The organism is Vreelandella neptunia (genome assembly GCF_022489065.1).
In the GTDB taxonomy this organism is placed as follows: domain Bacteria; phylum Pseudomonadota; class Gammaproteobacteria; order Pseudomonadales; family Halomonadaceae; genus Vreelandella; species Vreelandella neptunia_A.
In genome coordinates this window covers 25,670-45,338 of the sequence record NZ_JAKVTW010000011.1, presented here as the reverse complement: position 1 = coordinate 45,338, position 19,669 = coordinate 25,670, and the positions used below count along the sequence as shown (strand labels likewise).

At 54.5% G+C, this 19,669-nt stretch carries 20 protein-coding genes; 10 read left to right on the top strand and 10 right to left on the bottom strand.

Annotated features, from left to right (window positions below; genetic code table 11):
* Positions 1-67 precede the first annotated feature (67 nt).
* The gene (locus tag MLE19_RS14440; protein ID WP_240718858.1) at positions 68-1,693 is read right to left on the bottom strand and encodes a BCCT family transporter; all 1,626 of its coding nucleotides are present in this window, start codon (positions 1,691-1,693) and stop codon (positions 68-70) included.
* A gap of 411 nt (positions 1,694-2,104) precedes the next feature.
* Here MLE19_RS14440 and MLE19_RS14435 point away from each other — a divergent pair, with 411 nt between their 5' ends.
* Positions 2,105-2,476 carry a hypothetical protein gene (locus MLE19_RS14435; protein WP_240718857.1) on the top strand — a complete coding sequence of 124 codons (372 nt, stop codon included), beginning with the start codon at positions 2,105-2,107 and terminating at the stop codon, positions 2,474-2,476.
* Between the two features lie 26 nt (positions 2,477-2,502).
* On the opposite strand, the gene MLE19_RS14430 is transcribed toward MLE19_RS14435, so the two are convergent.
* From MLE19_RS14430 to trmB, 6 genes are all read right to left on the bottom strand, one after another.
* Positions 2,503-3,396 (bottom strand): AEC family transporter, encoded by an 894-nt coding sequence (locus MLE19_RS14430; RefSeq protein WP_240718856.1) that lies wholly within the window; start codon positions 3,394-3,396, stop codon positions 2,503-2,505.
* Positions 3,397-3,459: 63 nt separating this feature from the next.
* Positions 3,460-6,447: a bifunctional [glutamate--ammonia ligase]-adenylyl-L-tyrosine phosphorylase/[glutamate--ammonia-ligase] adenylyltransferase gene (gene glnE, locus MLE19_RS14425; RefSeq protein ID WP_240718855.1), complete on the bottom strand. Its 2,988-nt coding sequence runs from the start codon at positions 6,445-6,447 to the stop codon at positions 3,460-3,462.
* A gap of 47 nt (positions 6,448-6,494) precedes the next feature.
* Positions 6,495-6,866 (bottom strand): diacylglycerol kinase, encoded by a 372-nt coding sequence (locus MLE19_RS14420; RefSeq protein ID WP_240718854.1) that lies wholly within the window; start codon positions 6,864-6,866, stop codon positions 6,495-6,497.
* Between the two features lie 34 nt (positions 6,867-6,900).
* Positions 6,901-8,376 (bottom strand): D-alanyl-D-alanine carboxypeptidase/D-alanyl-D-alanine endopeptidase, encoded by a 1,476-nt coding sequence (dacB, locus tag MLE19_RS14415; RefSeq protein ID WP_240718853.1) that lies wholly within the window; start codon positions 8,374-8,376, stop codon positions 6,901-6,903.
* A 9-nt stretch (positions 8,377-8,385) separates the two neighbouring features.
* Entirely contained in the window at positions 8,386-8,715 is a 330-nt protein-coding gene (locus tag MLE19_RS14410; protein WP_240718852.1) for a DMT family transporter, read from the bottom strand.
* On the bottom strand, positions 8,712-9,377 hold the full coding sequence (gene trmB, locus MLE19_RS14405; protein WP_240718851.1) for a tRNA (guanine(46)-N(7))-methyltransferase TrmB: 666 nt from the start codon (positions 9,375-9,377) through the stop codon (positions 8,712-8,714). Before trmB ends, MLE19_RS14410 begins: the two co-directional genes overlap by 4 nt.
* Before the next feature lie 208 nt (positions 9,378-9,585).
* Here trmB and MLE19_RS14400 point away from each other — a divergent pair, with 208 nt between their 5' ends.
* The 8 genes from MLE19_RS14400 to MLE19_RS14365 all read left to right on the top strand — a co-directional run bounded on the left by MLE19_RS14400 (position 9,586) and on the right by MLE19_RS14365 (position 17,277).
* Positions 9,586-11,469: a beta-ketoacyl synthase gene (locus MLE19_RS14400; RefSeq protein WP_240718923.1), complete on the top strand. Its 1,884-nt coding sequence runs from the start codon at positions 9,586-9,588 to the stop codon at positions 11,467-11,469.
* Positions 11,466-11,960 carry a pantetheine-phosphate adenylyltransferase gene (gene coaD / locus MLE19_RS14395; RefSeq protein WP_240718850.1) on the top strand — a complete coding sequence of 165 codons (495 nt, stop codon included), beginning with the start codon at positions 11,466-11,468 and terminating at the stop codon, positions 11,958-11,960. The genes MLE19_RS14400 and coaD overlap by 4 nt, the downstream gene beginning before the upstream one ends.
* Before the next feature lie 73 nt (positions 11,961-12,033).
* Positions 12,034-12,282: a YfhL family 4Fe-4S dicluster ferredoxin gene (locus tag MLE19_RS14390; RefSeq protein WP_035585565.1), complete on the top strand. Its 249-nt coding sequence runs from the start codon at positions 12,034-12,036 to the stop codon at positions 12,280-12,282.
* Positions 12,283-12,287: 5 nt separating this feature from the next.
* On the top strand, positions 12,288-13,577 hold the full coding sequence (locus MLE19_RS14385; protein WP_240718849.1) for an MATE family efflux transporter: 1,290 nt from the start codon (positions 12,288-12,290) through the stop codon (positions 13,575-13,577).
* Positions 13,578-13,721: 144 nt separating this feature from the next.
* Complete coding sequence (locus MLE19_RS14380; RefSeq protein ID WP_240718848.1) at positions 13,722-15,032, top strand: short-chain fatty acid transporter; 1,311 nt, start codon at positions 13,722-13,724, stop codon at positions 15,030-15,032.
* A gap of 78 nt (positions 15,033-15,110) precedes the next feature.
* A complete protein-coding gene (locus tag MLE19_RS14375; RefSeq protein ID WP_240718847.1) occupies positions 15,111-15,650 on the top strand; it encodes an acyl-CoA thioesterase in 540 nt (179 codons plus the stop codon).
* Positions 15,651-15,674: 24 nt separating this feature from the next.
* Positions 15,675-16,679 carry an ion transporter gene (locus tag MLE19_RS14370; protein WP_240718846.1) on the top strand — a complete coding sequence of 335 codons (1,005 nt, stop codon included), beginning with the start codon at positions 15,675-15,677 and terminating at the stop codon, positions 16,677-16,679.
* On the top strand, positions 16,672-17,277 hold the full coding sequence (locus MLE19_RS14365) for a LysE family translocator (protein ID WP_240718845.1): 606 nt from the start codon (positions 16,672-16,674) through the stop codon (positions 17,275-17,277). Before MLE19_RS14370 ends, MLE19_RS14365 begins: the two co-directional genes overlap by 8 nt.
* A 22-nt stretch (positions 17,278-17,299) precedes the next feature.
* Here MLE19_RS14365 and MLE19_RS14360 read toward each other — a convergent pair whose 3' ends face one another.
* Positions 17,300-17,683, bottom strand: a complete 384-nt coding sequence (locus MLE19_RS14360; protein ID WP_240718844.1) for an I78 family peptidase inhibitor — start codon at positions 17,681-17,683, stop codon at positions 17,300-17,302.
* Between the two features lie 106 nt (positions 17,684-17,789).
* Positions 17,790-17,921 (bottom strand): entericidin A/B family lipoprotein, encoded by a 132-nt coding sequence (locus MLE19_RS14355; protein WP_027958626.1) that lies wholly within the window; start codon positions 17,919-17,921, stop codon positions 17,790-17,792.
* A 173-nt stretch (positions 17,922-18,094) separates the two neighbouring features.
* On the opposite strand from MLE19_RS14355, the gene MLE19_RS14350 reads away from it, so the two are divergent.
* The gene (locus tag MLE19_RS14350; protein WP_240718843.1) at positions 18,095-18,514 is read left to right on the top strand and encodes an HIT domain-containing protein; all 420 of its coding nucleotides are present in this window, start codon (positions 18,095-18,097) and stop codon (positions 18,512-18,514) included.
* A gap of 8 nt (positions 18,515-18,522) precedes the next feature.
* On the opposite strand, the gene MLE19_RS14345 is transcribed toward MLE19_RS14350, so the two are convergent.
* The gene (locus MLE19_RS14345; RefSeq protein WP_240718842.1) at positions 18,523-19,578 is read right to left on the bottom strand and encodes a nickel/cobalt transporter; all 1,056 of its coding nucleotides are present in this window, start codon (positions 19,576-19,578) and stop codon (positions 18,523-18,525) included.
* Positions 19,579-19,669: the final 91 nt, after the last annotated feature.

Sequence of the window (19,669 nt, the reverse complement as noted above, 5' to 3'; positions counted from 1 at the left end):
TCTCCATGTGACATGCTCCTGAAGTAGCGCACTCCCGTAATGGAAAGTTTGCTTATTCATGTTGATGCTAACTATTAATACGGCGATTGACCACACTGGGCGCACGGCGAAGGCGTTCTTCCTCACCTAATAGCTCAGCTTCAAAGGCATCGGCACCCACCGGCGTTTCGCCATGGCGACGATAAAGCTGTGTCAGCATCGCCTTACGGTCTGCGCGCAGCTCCTGGACCAACACAAACACCATCATATACAGAATGAAGGTGAATGGCAGTGCCGACAGCACCGATGCTGACTGCAGCCCCGTTAAACCCCCGGAGGCAATGAGCGTTAGGCAGATAGCAGCAATCAACACACCCCAAATGACACGTTTATAAAGCGGCGGATTGATCGAACCATTATCGGTCATTTGCGCCACGATATACGAGGCCGAGTCAGCGGATGTGACCAAGAATATAAAGATTAGCATCATCGCAACGACCGATAGAGCGCCCGTAAACGGCATCAATTCAAACATTTCAAACAGCGCAACCGTTATATTATCTTGGGTCGCTGCAGCCAGCCCGATATCGGTACCATTCAACTCCATGTGTAACGCCGCGCCACCGAAAACACCAATCCATAAACAGGCGAGCAGCGGCGGCACGAACAGCACCCCAAACACATACTCTTTAATGGTGCGACCACGAGATACACGGGCAATAAAGGTACCTACAAACGGCGACCAGGCAATGACCCAGGCCCAGTAGAAAATCGTCCAACTGCTCGCCCACTCGTTATCGCTGTAGGGGGAGATACGCAGACTCATACCAATAAAGTTCTGCAGATAGTCACCAATACCCACCGTGATGGTCTCTAATATCGCCACGGTAGGGCCAGTGAACAGCACATACAGCATCAACCCGATACACAAAACCATATTGAGATTAGATAGACGTTTAATGCCTTTATCCAAGCCCGACCAAGTCGATGCCATATAGGCGCAGAACATTACGAAGAGGATCACAAACTGCCAAAAACCGTTTTCCGGCAGTCCAAACACGGCGTTTAACCCGCCATTCATCTGCAGCACACCCAACCCAAGCGAGGTAGCGACACCCATGACAGTGGCCACCACCGCAAATACATCCAACCAGGAAGCATAGGGGCGAATTTTAGGGTTCTTAGCCGTTATCGACGACAGTACAGAAGAGACAAGCCCGGCCTGCCCTTTCCGGAACTGAAAATAGGCAATAATCAAACCGACGATCGAGAAGGCGGCCCACTGATGAATACCCCAATTAAAGTAGCTGTACTGAATGGCGTAGCGAGCGGCCGCTTCGGTTTCGGCGGTTCTGTCGCCATAGGGCGGCTCAATGAAGTGAAACATGGGTTCCGCCATGCCATAGAACACCAGCCCGACACCAAAGCCTGCGGCAAGCAGCATACTGATCCACGAGAAGAACGTATAATTGGGGCGGCTGTCCTGGGGGCCTAAACGCACCTTGCCATACTTACTCAGCGCTAAGCCAAATAGAAAAATCACAAAGCCAAAGACAGAAAATAGATAAAACCACCCAAATAACTCGGTAATACTCGTTAACGCTCCCTCTGCCGCGTTGGCAAATCCTTCAGGAAATGACGCCCCGACAATTACCAAGCCAAAAATAATCACCACTGATGCGATGAAGACCGACTTGCCTCCATGATTAGCCATATAACCGTCCTGTTAAATGAGCTCTGTTTAGATAAGCACGGCAAACAAAGCGCATGCTTGTACAGCTAAACTTGTGTTGTACAGCTTAATGGTAACATTTGAAAAACCTAATCGCACTGGGCGTAAAACGGTACGTAAAAACTGTGCGCAGAAACAGGGCGTATAAGCTGGACATAGAAATAGAAGCTGGGCTTAGAAACTGGGAATAGAAACTGTCATCAGGATAGGCGCCCAGGGTTTAGGCAAGAAAATGGCTACGCTCCTGCCGAGTACTATCTTGATGACTTTTTTGAGGATTATCATAAGTACTATCTTGAGGTCTATCTTAAGTACTAGCCTGGGTACTAATCTGAAGTGAACTTGCTAGAGCAACTGTGTTCCAATGGATGCGAATAACCGATGGAGGCTCTCATGCCACAGATGAATCGCGACCAACGTAACGCAGCATGGCAAGCGGCAAACCAATGGCGCGCCCGTGCAGCGCAAACCCAACCGACGGGTTTAGCCGGTAGCTTAAAGCTACTGTTTACATGGTTGGCTTTTGGCGCGTTGATGATAGTCGGTGTGGTACTCGGCCTGTTCTTCTTATTGATTGGCTGGGCAATGATGCCGTTTATGCGTCATAAAATGAAAAAGCGTATGGAACAAATGCGTGCTCAGCAGGCGCAGGATATCGGTGGCGGCTACTCTGAAGGGAATACAAACCCTCACGCTTCTGCGCAACATCGTCCAGGTCATCAGGACGCGTTAGAAGGCAGCTATGAAGTTAAAAGTGATCGTTAAAAGTTAGTCACTCATCCTACCGCCGGTTAAAGCGGTGCATATACCCACGTGAATGCCGCAGCCAAGGTTAGCGGCATTACCACTAAACTCCCCAGATTACCAATCAGTACCAGCGAAGCCACTTTTTGCGGCGCTAGCTGGTACTGCTCTGCGACCAAATAATTCAACACCGCGGGTGGTAACGCTGCAAATACCAGCAGCACTGCTGCCTGCAATGCATTGAGCGGCAATAGCCACATTAACGGCAACGCAATCACTAATCCGGAAAGCGGACAAAGCACCGCTCCCAGCATCCCCGTGCGCCAATCGCTAAAGTCGATTTCCAGCAGCCGCACCCCCAGCGCAAACAGCATTAGCGGAATACAGACACCGCCCAACATGTGCATCGCTTCCAGTAGCCAGCCCGGTAGCGCAAGCCCGCTGATATTCACTGCCAAACCCGCCAAACTCGCTAATACAATCGGCATGCGCAGCATTCGCCACAGCGAAGTGCGCGGGTTGAGCATATAGAGCCCTACCGAGAAGTGCAGCAGCATTTCAACAATAAACACCACCACCGCAGCGGGCAGTGCATCGGGCCCAAAGGCCAATACCAGCAGTGGCACCCCCATGTTGCCCGCATTATTGAACATCATCGGGGGAAGAAAGGTTTTGATATCTAACTTTAGCCACTTAGCCAGCGGCCATAGCACAACTCCCGAACCAAGCACTACCGCGACGGCTGCCGAGGCAAGCCACGCGTATTCAGCCAACGGCGCTTGACGATCAGCAAGCACCGCAAAAACCAATAGAGGAACGAAAAGCTCCATATTGAGTGTATTAAGGCTGCGAATGTCAGGCGTACGGTAGCGACCATAGGCGGCGCCACAACCTGCAATTAAAAACACGGGTAATAGTGTGGCCAGGATATGTCCAATCATACGGGCCACCTCGCCCTACTCCATGGCATCATTGCATCTTCCCAGTTATTCCTAACGGCCTGGCTAGCTGTTATTAGCGGCTGGCGGCTCAAGAAAGCGCTGCCAGAGTGCGGTGACAATATCGCGATGCTCGCGAAACTCCTCACCATCAGTCAGCGCTCTTTCACCAGTGAGCGCCGCTCGATGGGTAGCGCTGCGATAGGCCAGATAAGCCTCCCGCAGTCGCTCAGCTTCTTCAGCAGGTAAGTGCCCACTCTTCGTCAAGCTCTCTAAAATGCGGATGTTATCGCTATACGTGAGTAGCGCAGGTGTTTGGTGAGCGAGTGCTAACACCGCATATTGGCAAAGAAATTCGATATCAACCATACCGCCAGCATCGTGCTTAATGTTAAACGTACCGCTGGCCGCTTTACTGCCAAGGTGGTCGCGCATTTTTTGCCGCATCTTGACCACTTCCTCGCGCAGCACGGCATTATCGCGCTCATTGGCTAAAATATCGCCTCGCAGTTGGCCGAACTTTTCGGCCAGCACATCGCTGCCCGCGACGACACGAGCACGCACCAATGCCTGGTGCTCCCAGGTCCAGGCGTTCTGGCGCTGATAGTCAGCAAACGCCTTAAGCGACGTCACTAATAGTCCTGAATTTCCCGAAGGCCTTAGGCGCATATCCACTTCGTAAAGCGTACCAGTAGGTGTTACCGCGGTGAGCAAGTGAATAATACGCTGGCCCAAACGGGTAAAAAACAGCGGTGTATCGATAGGTCTTGGGCCATCCGTCGTGCCCTGACCATCGCTATCGTGAAGAAACACCAAATCTAAATCTGAGCTATAGCCCAGCTCAATACCACCCAGCTTGCCGTAACCGACGATTAAAAATGCCGCCTCACGTGTATTAAGCCCCTCAGGAACGCCATGCTTACGGGTAATATGTTTCCACGCCATGGCCAATACGGCATCAAGGATAACTTCGGCGATATAGGTTAAGTAATCACTTACTTTCATTAAGTGCCGAGTGCCCACGATATCCGACGCGGCGACGTGTAGCGTTTGCGCATGTTTAAAAACACGCAACGCCTCTAGCTGCGCCTCCTCGTCATCCTCAGGAAGACGATTGAGCGTTTGGCGCAGTTCATCGGCCAGGCGCGCTTTATCGGCGGGGGTATATAGCGTTTCTGGCGTCAACAGCTCGTCGAGCAGAATTGGGTAACGCGACAGCTGTTCGGCGATCCATGGGCTAGCGGCACACAGGCGCATTAGGTGCTCAAGCGCCTGTGGATTCTCGCGCAGCAGCGCGAGATACGCGGTACGCCGCAGCACGGCTTCAAGCAGCGGCTGCACACGCAAAAGCGCCGTGTCGGGCACGTCATTTTCTGCCACGGCATCCAGCAGTAGCGGCATTAACGCATCAAGACGCTCAAATCCAATCCGCTGCATGCTTTGCACTTGGCGCGAGTGATAAAGGCTCTGCAGCCGCTTCAGCGCTTTTTCCGGCTCGTTAAAACCCGCCTCAGCAAGGTGCGCGGTAGCTTCCTCAGCCTCTAGCTCGCCGCGCCAAATAAGCCGCCACTGGGCCAAGCCGAGCTGGCTGTCATCGTTTGCTTCATCCACATCCTCTTCAGGGTCAGCGATGACCGCGTCAAAGTGCTGGCGAACCCGTTCGCGCACTTCGTCAAGCTGAGCGATGAGACCCGGCCAGTCTTCATGGCCCATGGCAAAGGCAACCCGTTCACGGTCACTATCATCGTTGGGCAGGGTTTGCGTTTGGCGGTCTTCCAGCGCTTGAAGGGCGTGTTCGACATCGCGTAGAAAAGCGTAATCCGGCAACAGTTCGTCGACCACGTCTTGTGGTAACAGGCCCAGCTCCGGTAAGCGATTGAGCGCGGTGTGCAGGGATGTCACCTGCAGCTCGGTATCCCGGCCGCCGCGAATCAGCTGGAACGCTTGCACAACGAACTCAACCTCACGAATACCGCCAGGGCCGAGCTTAATATTGCTCTGCATGCCTTTACGCTTCACTTCACGATTAATCATCGCTTTTAGTTCGCGCAGCGACTCAATAGCACCAAAGTCGAGGTATTTGCGATACACGAAGGGGCGCAGCCCGGCCAGCAGTTCATCGCCGGCATCTAAATCCCCCGCGACCGGCCGTGCTTTCAGCATCGCATAGCGCTCCCACTCGCGGCCTTGATCCTGGTAGTAGCTGGAGAGCATGGCAAAACTGCCCACCAACGGGCCGCCATCGCCCAAAGGCCGCAAGCGCATATCGACCCGGAAAGCGAAGCCGTCGGCGGTCATCGCATCTAATGCGGCGATCAGCTTTTGGCCAAGCTTGGTAAAATACTCCTGATGCTCTAGCGGCTTGCGCCCGCCCTGGGTTTCCCCTTTTTCCGGGAACGCAAAAATCAGATCGATATCGGAGGAGAGATTCAGCTCGCCCGCGCCCAGCTTGCCCATACCCAGAATCACCAACCGCTGGGGCGTGCCGTCCTTGCGGGGGGCAGGTAACCCCCAGCGCGGTGCGTAAAATTGCTCAAGCCAGGTTAATGCCGCTTCCAAACATATTTCGGCCAGTTCAGACACCGCCGTGGCGGTATTCCACATGACGTAGCCGTCAGCTCTGTTCAAGTCGCGCCAGATAATCCCCAGCAAGCGCTTACGGCGAAAACGACGAATTGCCCGCTGCATCGCTTCTTCGTCTTCGGCGCTCTCAAGCGACTCATTTAGCCAGTTAGCCAGCTCGTCCCGCCCAAGGTTTTCGTCCAACTCACCGGCAATATCCAATTCAGCCAACCATTGTGGGTAGCGAGCAAGGGTATCCAGCGCGAATGTCGAAATAGCCAGCACTCTCGCAAGCGCTTCTCGACGCGGTTCAGAGAGCCCCTGCCAGTTACTTGAAGGCAGCTCCTGCTTGGTCATTTCAGCGATATTGTCGGCTTGGGTTAGCGCTTCGCTCAACCGCTGCCAAGAGGATTGGGTGGCTTTTTGTAACGACGCTGGCAGCGTCGACAACGGTAAAAAATCGTCGTTCCTATGTCCTTCAAATGCTTGCATAACGACCTCGCTGACAGCGTGCTAAAAAAGAGTGGTTTTAAATCAGCTTAGCCAAAGAACTTTTCCCAGCCCAAGAGTCCCCAGGTGAGACCGGCCATTATCAGCGACAGCATGACGGCCGCCGAACCAATATCCTTGGCCCGCCCTGACAGCTCATGGTGCTCGGTACCAATCCGATCGACCACGTTTTCTATGGCACTATTGAGTAGCTCGACTATCAGCACAAAGAACAGGCTACTCACCAGCAATAGCCAACTGATAGGACCCTCGCCAATCCACCAGGCAAAGGGCAGCAACACCAGCGTAATACCGACTTCCTGGCGGAAAGCCGCTTCGTTTCTAAACGCCGCTTTTAAGCCTTTCCACGAATAGCGTGTGGAGTGAACCAAATGGGTTAAACCGGTATGCCCTGGTTTCATGCAGGTCGCCTCACCTTGTGAGCGTAAAATTGAATCAATTGGCTAAAATCATTGCGTCCAGATCCAGAGATAACGGATCCAGCACCTCAGACCAGCTTAAGTAAGGCGTGCTGCCACTACCATTGACCATCACACTAAACACCCCCCAGCGCCCCTGGGCCGTACGGAAATAACCCGCCGCCGCGCGAACCGCAAAAGGCTGGTTAAGCGTGCCGGTTTTTAGCATGACATTGTTTTGAAACGTCGGGGAGCCCCGACGGATAAAGCGCATGACGCCGTTGGCCGGAGATTGAAAGGCCGCTATAAAGCTTGGAAACAGTGCGCTTTGGCGGAACATATTCTCCAACATCACATTAACACCCTGAGCCGATGTGCGGTTTTCAGTCGTCAATCCGCTGCCACTATACAGGGTTAACGGCCCGTGCCCGGGTAAGCTTTGAACATAGGACTCAATGGCTTGGCCTGCTTGTCGCAGTTGAGCCTGGGGAGTATCCACCAGATCCAGCGCCAGCACATCGGCCATGTAATTATTCGAGTAGTTCATGATCCGCAGCAGTATCTCTTGGAGCGGCTGGCTGTCAACGGCGGCGAGGCGCTGAGCGCTGCTGGGCGGCTGTGTCGAGCTGACGCGCCACGGCTCGCGCACATGAATACCCGCTTGGCTCAGCATGCCCATTAGCACTTGCGCAGTTTTCTCAGCAGCATCACCTGCACCACGATAGACATCGCGGGCGCTCGCATTGGTCGAAATCTGCCCGGTCAAGCGCATCACATCGCCGCGCTCATCGGTGATGCGTTCAGCACTAATCTCTGTGCCGCTATTAGCTGGGCGGGTGACCACTTGGTTGTCGATGGTAATTAGCGATGTCTGGCTATCGCAGAGTCCCACGCGGGCAGGCGCTTCTGCGCTTACGGCAGGGGCAACATTGACACACCAACTACCAAAATTAACCCCGGCTGATGAAAGCGGCGCGCTATAGGCATTTGCTACTCGTGTTAGGGCATTGCAGCGATCAGTGGTAATACAATCCACCGGCCCGAAACGCCACTGGCTAACCACCAAAGCGCCATCCACCTCTCGCACCCCCGCTAAGTGCAAACGCTGCACCAAGCGCCACAGGTTTTCAGTGGTGAGCCCTGGGTCTCCACCGCCCTCAAACACTAAATCCCCACGTAGCACGCCACTATCGATACTGCTTGAGCTGACCAACTGACTGGTAAAGCGGTGCTGTGGGCCAAAACGGTTCAGCGCCGCCGCCGCCAAGTACGCCTTGGTAACGGATGCTGGCGATAGTTGACGCTCAGGGTTAACACTGCCCAGCAGCGCATTGGTGCCTGAGTCAGCGTCTAACAGACGCGCCTCGGCACTGATCGAAAAACCTTTATTCTGCAGTTGACTCAGGCGGTTGAAATCGGCGAACAGGCTGGCGCTAGAGCACATCGCCAAGGTGGCAATGCCCGTTACCAGTGACCAACGTCGCAGACGCTTAACAGCAAAAAAAGAACCCATTAACGTACCTCAATGCACATTCATTTTAGAAAACACTTGCAGCATCACCACGCCCGCTACAATTAAGCTAATTCCCACCACCGCTGGCAAATCAGGCTTTTCACCGAACACCACAATGCCAACCAAGGTGACCAGCACAATGCCCAGGCCCGCCCATATCGCGTAGGCCACACCCACGGGCAGCGTACGCAGCACTAGACTGAGCAGATAAAAAGCTAGCCCATAGCCAATGACTACCACAGCACTCGGCAGTGGTCGCGTAAAGCCCACGGAGGCTTTTAACGCACTGGTGGCAATCACTTCAGCCACAATCGCCAATACCAAATAGACAAACGTCATGTTCGCTCCAACTCAACGTTCAAACGCCACAGTGCCTGACCGCTTTGAGCATACTTAGCCTCAAACGGGGTCAAATACTCGCCGTTAGGCGCAAACTCACCCACTATCGCCTGCTGGCCGGTTACTTGCGCCACCGCGAGAGCAAACTCTTCCACATAGAGCGACCAGTTTGAACGCAGCTCAAGATGCCCCCCAAGCGCCAACAGTGTGGGTAAAACCGCATGGCCATGCCAGCGCATTTTAAGATGCCCCGCCTTAGGGTAAGGGTTTGGATAAAGCAGATAGTGATACTCGGGTGCCCAGCCATACCGATAAGCCAAACGCCAGAAATCGATGAGATCTGCGCGTACCAGCAGGGCATTTTCTGGCAATTTGCCGTGGTCACGACCCAAGCGATCCTCGCTGCGATCGATACCTATAACAGCATGCGCAGGGAACTGCACCGCCAGTTGGCGTGTCGATACCCCCACGCCACAGCCTGAATCCAGTATCAACGGGGCTTGGCGGCTCGCTAACCATTCGGCCGCTAAAGTGAAACTACGTTGAGTATGCTCAGCGATCGGTTTACGCAGTGGATGCGTTAATGCTCGGCTTACTCGTCGGGCGAGATCCTGATGTGGGCCTGGCTGATTTGAAATCACGGATCGAGAATTATGCTGCATGCCATCTCTCGGCTGAAAAGCGTGATTCTATCAGTCTCGAACGCTTGCGGCATGACGCCGTTGCATAGCCGGTGCTATGATCACGCCTTAGGTACTTATTAAGCGCATCGCTTTGAGCACATTTGACTTAGAGAGTTGCCAATAATTGTTATTACCACCACCGCATCACGAGGAACCCGGCTTGTCACACTTACCGGTGATTGTCGGCATGGGCGGCATCAATCCCGCTGGCAGAACCTCTGGCCATCAGGCCTTCCGCCGCACTGTGCTTGATGCCCTCCCTGCTGACCAGCAACGCCAGACACTGGAAGGCTTAGCGGCGCTTATGCGCCTAGTAGAGCACTCCGAAAAGGGGTGGCACGATAGTCAAGGTCAGCCCGTTGAAGCACCGGCGCAGGCGCTGCGTGAACAGGTGTTGAGCCATACCTTAATTCGGCGCAATGAAGACCCGCGTTTTCTCGACCCTGGTCTACCGTCAAACCGTCAAGCCAGCATGCAGTTTGCTGAGCCAATACGGTTTACGCTGCGCCGACGCCAGCTGCCTGAAAACCTGCCAGTTGAATGGCAGGTGCGCGATATTGATGCCCGCGAGGTAGAAGTAAGCGTGCCCGCAGGTGTACTGGAAGTATTGCTGCCCGACGCCCAGGTTCCAAAGGTACGCGCGGCAGCTCAGCTACCCAGCGGCTTTGACCCAGCCAGCCTCTATCGCAGCGTGCACCATCCCCGTGGGCTTTCACTAGCAGTATTTGGGGCCAGCGATTGTTTAGGTGCCAGCGGTCTCTCCTGGGAGACGCTGCGTCAGCAGTTGAACCCGGATCATATTGCCGTGTATGCCGGCAACTCCATTGGCCAACTGGATGACCAGGGCTGGGGCGGCCTACTGAAAAGCTTGGTAAGTGGTCAACGCGCGACCTCAAAGCAGATGCCTTTGGGCTATGGTCAGATGCCCGCCGATTTTTTAAATGCTTATGTACTCGGCAGCGTAGGCGGCACCGGGGCGGCGTTAGGCGCCTGCGCCAGCTTTCTCTACAACCTCCGCTTGGGTATTGATGATATTCGCGCTGGCCGCCGCCGCGTTGTGATGGTCGGCACGGCAGATGCACCGATTACTCCGGAAATCATCGAAGGCTTCCGGGCCATGGGTGCACTGGCCGATGACGCGGGTCTGAAAGCCCTGGATGCGCTTGAGCTGCTTACCGACAGTGACTATCAACGCGCCTGCCGCCCCTTTGCCCGCAACTGCGGCTTTACCATGGCGGAAGCCAGCCAGTTCGTACTGCTGATGGACGATGCCCTGGCCATGGACGTCGGCGCCGATATTCTCGGCGCTGTCCCTGATGTGTTCGTTAACGCTGACGGTTACAAGCGCTCGATTTCGGCCCCAGGTATCGGCAACTACATTACCCTGGGTAAAGCGACTGCGTTGGTGCGCGATATGCTGGGTGAAAAAGCTCTCCAAGAGCGCACTTTTTTGCATGCTCACGGCACCAGCACACCAAAAAACCGCATTACCGAATCCCATGTATTTGATGAAATTGCTCGTGCTAATGGCATCAATGATTGGCCGGTTGTGGCGATCAAGGCGTTTATTGGTCACTCTCAGGGCTCTGCAGCGGGCGATCAGTTGGCAAGCGCGCTGGGCAGTTTTGCCCACGACCTACTGCCGGGCATACCGACGCTTGATGCGGTGGCTGACGATGTCTATGCCGAGCGGTTACGCTTCTCACAAACGGCTCAAACATTTCGCGCAGACGCCGCGTTTATAAATGCCAAAGGCTTCGGCGGCAACAATGCCACCGGTGTCGTGCTCTCGCCGGCGGTGACCGAGCGCCTACTTACTCAACGCCACGGCGCCGCTGCCGTGAGCGCCTGGAAAGAGCGTCGTGTAGCCACTCGAGAAGCGGCAGCAGCCTTCATAAGGCAGGCAGACTTGGGACACTACGCACCACGCTATCAGTTTGGCGAAGCGGTGCTTGAAGGCCCCGAGCTGGATATTCACGCCGACCGGATTCATATCCCTGGCTATCACCATGCTGTTTCGTTAGCCAGCGACAATCCGTTTGGCCGCCTGGACGAGGAGAGCGAGCAATGAGCACGCGTAAGCTGAATATCGCCGTCTACCCCGGCACATTCGACCCTATCACCAACGGCCACTTTGACCTGATCGAGCGCGGCGCGCGGATGTTCGACAAAGTGGTCATCGCGGTGGCGGCAAGCCCTGGAAAAAGCCCTCACCTCGACCTGGAAACACGCATGACGCTGGCAAAAACGGTTTGTGCGTCGCTGCCCAATGTTGAGGTGATCGGCTTCTCGACCCTGCTGACTACCATGATGCACGAGCAGGGGGCGACGATCATTCTGCGCGGCCTGCGTGCAGTATCTGACTTTGAGTATGAACTGCAGCTCGCCAATATGAACCGGGCGCAAAACCCCGAGCTTGAAAGCGTGTTTCTAACCCCGGCGGTGGAAAATTCGTATATTTCTTCAACCATCGTGCGTGAAATTGCCAAGCTAGGTGGCGATATTTCCCTCCTGGTGCATCCTCAGGTCGCCGAAGCGCTGCGTAACCACTACACTAGCTAACCAACGCCATTGTTGAGTAAAACACTCGGGTATTTGATTGCCTGGGTGCGAACGCCATCTGCGAGGTATGCCCATGGCCCTGATGATTACCGACGAATGCATTAACTGCGACGTCTGCGAGCCCGAATGCCCCAATGATGCCATCTCCCCTGGTGAGGAGATCTATGTCATTGATCCCAACCTATGCACCGAGTGCGTTGGTCATTATGACGAGCCTCAATGTCAGCAGGTCTGCCCGGTAGACTGCATACCCCTTGACCCTGAGCGCCATGAGACTCAAGAACAGCTGATGAAGAAGTACCGTATCATCACTGCAGCCTAAACCTAATGCGGATTTGGGCTCTCGCCTGGCCAATCATTTTATCCAATATCACTGTCCCACTGCTTGGATTGGTGGATACCGCCGTGGTCGGGCATCTACCCGATTCTCGCTACTTAGCCGGTGTTACCCTGGGTGCCACGCTGTTTAGCTTCCTCTACTGGGGCTTTGGTTTCCTCCGCATGGGCACTACGGGACTCGTCGCCCAAGCCATGGGCCGCGAGAGTGACAGCGACGTTCGCAACCTGCTGGGACAATCACTCATTATGGCGTTAGTGATTGGCAGCCTGCTGATTCTGTTTGCCTCGCCGCTGATTACGTTAGGCCTGTGGCTACTGGATGGCAGTGAAGTCGCCACTGAGTTAGCACGAGAGTACGCCCATATACGCCTCTGGTCAGCGCCAGCAGTTCTTGCCAACTACGCCATTCTGGGCTGGTTTTTAGGTCAGCAAAACTCCCGTGTCACGCTAATGATTTTGCTGCTTACCAATGGCGTTAATATCGTGTTGGATTTATGGTTTGTGGTGGGCCTGGGCATGACCAGCAACGGCGTGGCGTGGGCCAGCGTGATTGCCGACTACAGCGCACTAGCCTTTGGCAGCTACTTAGTGCTGCGACAGTTAACGCGATTAGAGGGCCATTTTCTGCGTGAGCGTTTGCTGGCACTGGCGGCTTACGCAGCACTGTTTAACGTCAACGCCAATCTATTCGTGCGCACCCTCGGCCTGCTATTCGCCATGGCGTTCTTTACCGCTCAAGGGGCCCGCCAGGGTGACACGGTGCTCGCCGCCAATGCCGTGCTGCTGCAATTTATCATGCTCACCAGCTATGCCCTTGATGGTTTCGCCCACGCGGCTGAATCACTGATTGGACGCGCCTATGGTCGTAGGGATTGGCGGGAGTTTGCCGCCACAGTGCGCGCCGCTGCGCGCTTCTCCTTCTGGACGGCAGGTGCCGCCGCGGCGCTATTTGCGCTAGGAGGCAATGCCCTGATCGCACTGCTCACGGGCCTTGAAGAGGTGCGCACGACGGCAGCTCATTACCTCCCGTGGATGGTAGTGATGCCACTCATTGCGGTATGGAGTTACCTGCTTGATGGGGTATTTATTGGCACCACTGCGGTGCGCGAAATGCGTAATAGCATTTTTATCGGCCTTGCCGCCTACCTACCTGCTTGGTGGTTTAGCCAGCCATTAGGCAATCACGGGCTTTGGCTGGCATTTATGCTCTTCACGCTGGTTCGCTCAGCGGTATTGATTCACTATTATCGACGTTACCGGCGCACTCACTGGCGCTAAAACAGGCGCAATCTCTGGCAACTGCTAACGTGAGATTAAGCGAGCAGCTTCAACGTGAAAATCAGCGCGCTCCCCCGTATATTAGCTAGGCACTTCCTAGTCACCTGCTAGGCACTTTCTAATAATGAATAAAGAGAGCATCCCATGCTTAAAATCATCTCAAAACCAGCGGTAAAGCTGGTGGAGCGCTATCTTCCTGACCCGTACATTTTCGTTCTACTGCTGACGTTAATTGCCTCGGTCGCCGCCATCGCTATTGAGCGCCAAACACCGCTGGCGGTGCTGCGCTTCTGGGGTGACGGCTTCTGGAGTTTGCTGACGTTCTCTATGCAGATGCTGCTAGTGCTGGTGACCGGCTTTATGCTGGCGAGCTCACCACCGGTAAAACGCATTCTGCAAAACATCGCCGGTACCGCTAAATCCCCGGGCGGCGCGATTATCCTGGTCACGCTGGTATCATTGGCAGCCAGTTGGATTAACTGGGGTTTTGGCCTTGTGGTCGGCGCACTATTTGCCAAAGAGCTGGCCCGGCTGATTCGCGTTGATTACCGCCTATTAGTGGCGAGTGCCTACTCGGGCTTTGTGGTATGGCACGGTGGTTTGGCGGGTTCGATACCGCTGACAATTGCCACCGAAGGGCATTTTGCCGCCGACCAGATTGGTGTAATTGGAACCGGCTCAACGATTTTTGCGTTTTTCAACCTCGCTATTGTGGTCTGCCTGTTTATTGCCATTCCGTTAGTCAATCGCATGATGCTTCCGGATGAGAAGGATAGCGTCTACGTTGACCCCAGCGTGTTGAATGATGAGCCAGAGCCGATTGGCCGCCTGACTCGCCCTGCGGAACGCCTGGAAAACAGCATGACCCTCTCCCTGTTGGTTGGCGTGCCGGGGTTGCTGTTTCTGCTGGATCACTTTTTGCTGCGCGGCGGCAGTCTCAATTTGAACGTCGTTAACTTTATGTTTCTGTTCCTAGCCATTGTGCTGCATCGCACGCCGCGTAACTTACTCACTAGCTTGAACGAAGCGATTAAAGGCGGCGCCGGGATTGTTATTCAGTTCCCGTTTTACGCTGGCATTATGGCCATCATGGTTCAGTCTGGGCTAGCGGAGAGCATGTCTGAGTGGCTGGTCTCCTTTGCCACCGCCAGCACGCTGCCCTTCTGGTCGTTTATTAGCGCTGGCATTGTCAATTTGTTCGTTCCTTCCGGCGGCGGCCAGTGGGCAGTTCAGGCGCCCGTAATGCTGCCTGCTGCTGAGGCGCTGGGTGCTGATATTTCACGGATAGCCATGGCGGTTGCCTGGGGCGATGCCTGGACCAACTTACTGCAGCCCTTCTGGGCGCTACCGGTACTCGCCATTGCTGGGTTGAAGGCGAAAGATATTATGGGCTTCTGCCTTATTCAGCTATTTATTACCGGTATTATTATCTCCGTCGGCCTTGTGTGGTTTTAACACTAGACTAGCCACTCACTGCCTGCTGCTCATTTATCCATCCACTGCGGCAGGCAGTGGTCACAGAAGGAAGACCCTATGTCCGAGACTGAGAACAGCGCAAATATGGCTGCCAATACAGCCCTGCCTGGGCAGCACGAACTATCGATGACGGTACTCATGACACCCGACATGGCTAATTTTAGCGGCAAGGTGCATGGTGGGGCTATACTTAAAAAGCTCGATGAAGTCGCTTTTGCCTGCGCCAGCCGCTACTCGGGTCATTATGTGGTAACCCTATCGGTGGATCAGGTACTGTTTAAACAGCCGATTCACGTGGGGGAACTGGTTACTTTTTTGGCCAGCGTCAATCATGTTGGGCGCTCATCCATGGAAATTGGCATTAAGGTGGTGGCCGAAGATATTCGTAATAAGCTGATTCGCCATACCAATAGCTGTTACCTCACCATGGTCGCTGTAGATGAAGATGGTAAGCCCGCCCGCGTTCCGCCACTCGGTTTGGCAACACCGCTGCAGAAACTGCGTTTTGAAAAGGCGGCGCTGCGTAAAAAGTTGCGTAAACAGGCGGAAAGAGAAGAACTCCTAACTCAGCAGCAGCATCAATCCCAGGCCCATTAAAAGACCCCACGACAAGGAGTTCGCATGCCCGCCAGGGAACGCTACCCCCACCTGCCTAAAGCGGTTGAATACGCCCATATTGGTTGGGATTTTTTTATTCTGACGCTGGTAGTGATTAACCTCTCGCTACTGCTGTTTGACTCGCTGTTTCTGCTTGGCCCCATCAACCAGGGCATTGCCAGCATCGCTCCCGGTTTTCACGCTTTCTACGATGACACGATCCATAGCCGCTTTCTCGCTATCGACTTGGTGTTTGTCAGTTTCTTTATAGCCGATGTCCTGCTGGGCTGGTCAATCGCTATTGCCGAGCGGCGTTACCACCGCTGGTTCTTTTACCCGTTCGTTCACTGGTATGACGTACTGGGCTGCATTCCGCTAGCGGGTTTCCGCCTGCTGCGTATCTTACGGGTCGTATCCTTAATCAACCGTTTGCATCGGCTCGGCTTTATTGATGTTACCCGTTGGCAAATCTTCCTCTTTGTTGCCAAGTATTACGACATCTTGCTCGAAGAGCTTTCTGACCGTATCGCACTGCGCTTGCTAGGCAACGTTCAGCAGCAGATACGCGCCAGCGACTCCCTCACCGAACGGGTCATTGAGCGCGTGATTATACCCCGTAAGGCACAGCTAATTCATGAGATCGCTCAAAGGCTGGAGAGCACTATCGGCAAAGCCTATCAGCACAACCGCCAGTCCATCATGGCGGCGATTAGCGATCTAGTCAGCCGTACGTTACGGGAAAGCCCGGAGATTCAGCGCTTTAATCGCTTACCCATGGGGCAGCAAGCCACCAGCGCAATGGAGGCTTCCCTCAGTGGGGTTGCCCAGCGGCTAGTGGATGAGCTGTTGCTAGGCATTCACTCGGATGAGTTTAGGCGGTTAGTTGAACGCACCGCCGACAGTGGCTTTGACACCTGGTTAACGGTTGATGAAGGCAGCAATCGTGTCACCGAGCAGGTGCTATATGACATCCTGGAAATGCTGAAAGACCAGGTGCGCCACCAGGGCTGGAAAGACCGCTATGAGTAACGAATGGTTAATTCTCGGCCCTGCCGCGCTCTATATGATGTCGATGACGCTTACCCCCGGGCCGAACAACATTATGCTGACGGCCTCTGGCGCAAACTTCGGTTTTCGGCGCACGTTGCCGCATATGTGGGGAATTCTAGGTGGCTGCTTTTTACTTTTTACGGGCATAGCGCTGGGGTTGGGTCTGCTGTTTGAGCGCTATCCAACGATACAAGCCGCACTGCGCTGGATAGGCAGCGCCTATTTGCTCTACCTTGCATGGAAGATTGCCAGCTCGCCGCCACCCAATCTAAAGGTTCGTGAACATAGCGTGCCGTTTACGTTTTGGCAGGCAGCGGCGTTTCAGTTCGCCAATCCTAAAGCGTGGGTAATGGGGTTGGCGCTGATGGCCGGTTTTCTACCCGAAAACGGCCAACCGGTTTTGAATGCGTTGCTACTTGCAGGTTTTGCGGAGATGGTAGCACTGCCCTGTATTGCGCTATGGGCGGCCTTTGGCACCGCTATTGGGCAGTGGATCAAAAGCGACGGCGCATGGCGAGCGTTCAATATCACCATGGGTGTATTGACCGCCGCCTGCGTCGTGCTGATTTTACGCTAGGCTATGTATCATTGGCTTTAGCCTAGCCGCAGCGCACTTCTTCAATGACATCTTGATCGTTAAGATGAATATTCAAACGATCCGGGCGATGGTCCATCGTGGCCATATCGCCAGGGCGCAGCACACGCACTTGCCGAGCGCTGCTGTCACTTTGTAACTGTGAGACAGCGGCTTCATCGAATGGCTCACCGATCGCATATTGGATAGCGTCTAAATTACAGGCAGCAGCCTGTTGATTACCGGAACCGTTGGGCTCGACCGTCGGCGGCGGTGGGGCTGCGTCAACGTCGTCTTGAGCAGGTGAAATTGGCATCTGAGAGCTAACGCAAGCTGTTAGCATCACTGCGCAGGCGCCCACCAGAGCGAATTTAGCCAGATCGTTGGCCAGAGTCATACAGGGTTTCATCCTTGAATCTCCTCAAAGGGGTATTAAAAAGGTAATGAAAACCAACGGGCCAGGCATAAGCCTAGCCCGCGAGATACCGCTTACTTCAAAACGCATTCTTCGTTAATTATTCAGCTGCGTCTTGGACGGCTTTGCCGCCTTCTTGCACATCCTGACCAGCGCCAGAAATGGTATTACAACCAGTTAGAACACCCGCCGTCATCAGCAGCATAAAGCTCATGGCTAATAATTTTTTCATTTACGTTCTCCTTAACGAGTCATTCAACATCGGGAAACTCCACTGGCAACGTTCATTGCCGCTTGGGAGTTTTTTCAGGGTAACAGCGTTTTCGCAATCGCGCTCGCTTTCCCTTCTTCACTTTGTAATTGCTATGCTATCAAACGCCTACTCAACGGACCGGAGTCTCTCATTTGAACAATTTCACGCTAGATGCACGCCTTGCCGCCGATACATTGCCAGTGGCGGAACTTCCTCTAAGCCGCGTGCTGCTGATGAACGACGCACGCTACCCTTGGGTTATTCTTGTGCCACGCCACGCGGCTATCAGCGAAGTGTTTGAGCTTTCAGCCCACGATCAGCAGCAGCTTTGGCGGGAAGCCACTCAGCTAGGCGAAGCCATGAAAACGGCCCTGGGGGGAGACAAGATTAATATTGCCTCATTAGGCAATGTGGTGAGTCAGTTGCATGTCCACGTGGTTGTTCGTCGTCACACCGATGCGACCTGGCCTGCTCCTGTATGGGGCAATGGCTCAGCCGAATCCTATGACCAGGAGAGCCAGGCGCAGTTACGCGAGCAGCTACAGACACTCATCAATGGACTGGATGTTTAGCCTAACGTTTACCCGCTTAATGGATGACCCTGGCGCGCTGGCGGCTCATTGAGAAGCGGCCCACTAGCAGGCTGTGCGACACCCGCGACGCTAAGGGAAATCCCCAGCACCACTATCAGCGCACCGCCAGCCAGGGCCAGCCAGCCGGTGGCTTTTTGCACGTTGCGTTGGCCATGCTGCTGCTTGGCTAAGCGCCGCTGCGCCCAGCCGCGGGCTAAAATACTTGCCATTGCCAGCGCAGAGACGGTTATCCCCGTGCCTAACGACATGGCTAATACAGATGCGATGCCTACTTCGAGTTGGCCCAGCAGGCTGGCCGCCCCCACCATTAGCACTGCCCCGCTGCAGGGGCGCATACCAATGGCGCCGACCGTCATCATTGCCGTCCGCCAATCTAACGCCTGCTGGGGCTCAATATGGTGGGCACCGCCGCAACAGTGGCTATGGTCATGATGGTGGGTATGGATATGTTGATGGTCTAGATGATATTCATGGGCTGGGTGATGCTCTTGGGATGAACTGTGCGAGTGCACGACTCTCTCAGGCTGATAGGCTCCCCGCAATTGTTTGATGGCCCGCCAGCATAGCCACAACCCTAATGCTGCCACTAGCAGAAAACTGGCCTGCTCCACCCAGGCAACGCTGCCCATGGCTTGACGGGTTATCCAGCCTAATCCATAAACCAGCACCACGACCAGCGCAATGGCGGTCACCCCTTGCAGTAGTGAGGCAGCAAACGACAGCCCCAAGGCGCGCTTTACTGCACCACCGTGGGTCGCTAAGTAGGTCGCCAATACGGCCTTACCATGCCCAGGCCCAGCGGCATGAAATACGCCGTAGGCGAAGCTCACGCTCAGCAGAGACACCCATGTCGCCAGAGTGGGGGCTCGTGACAGTTCGGTGATCGCCAACGTTAACGAACGGTGCAGGTCACGCTGCCAACCGAGCAGTTGATAGCTCACACTCTGAAACCCGCCTTGCCACACAATGATAAACACGACTGCGACTAACAGCAGAACCAGCAGTAACCCCCAGTGACGTATAAAGGGCCGTGTTAAAAGCATCTCAACGCTCCATCGCAGAAATTGTTATAAAGTAACACAACGATATCTTTATTCGATAGACTGCGCATAACAAGTCCGTTTAAACATAGCG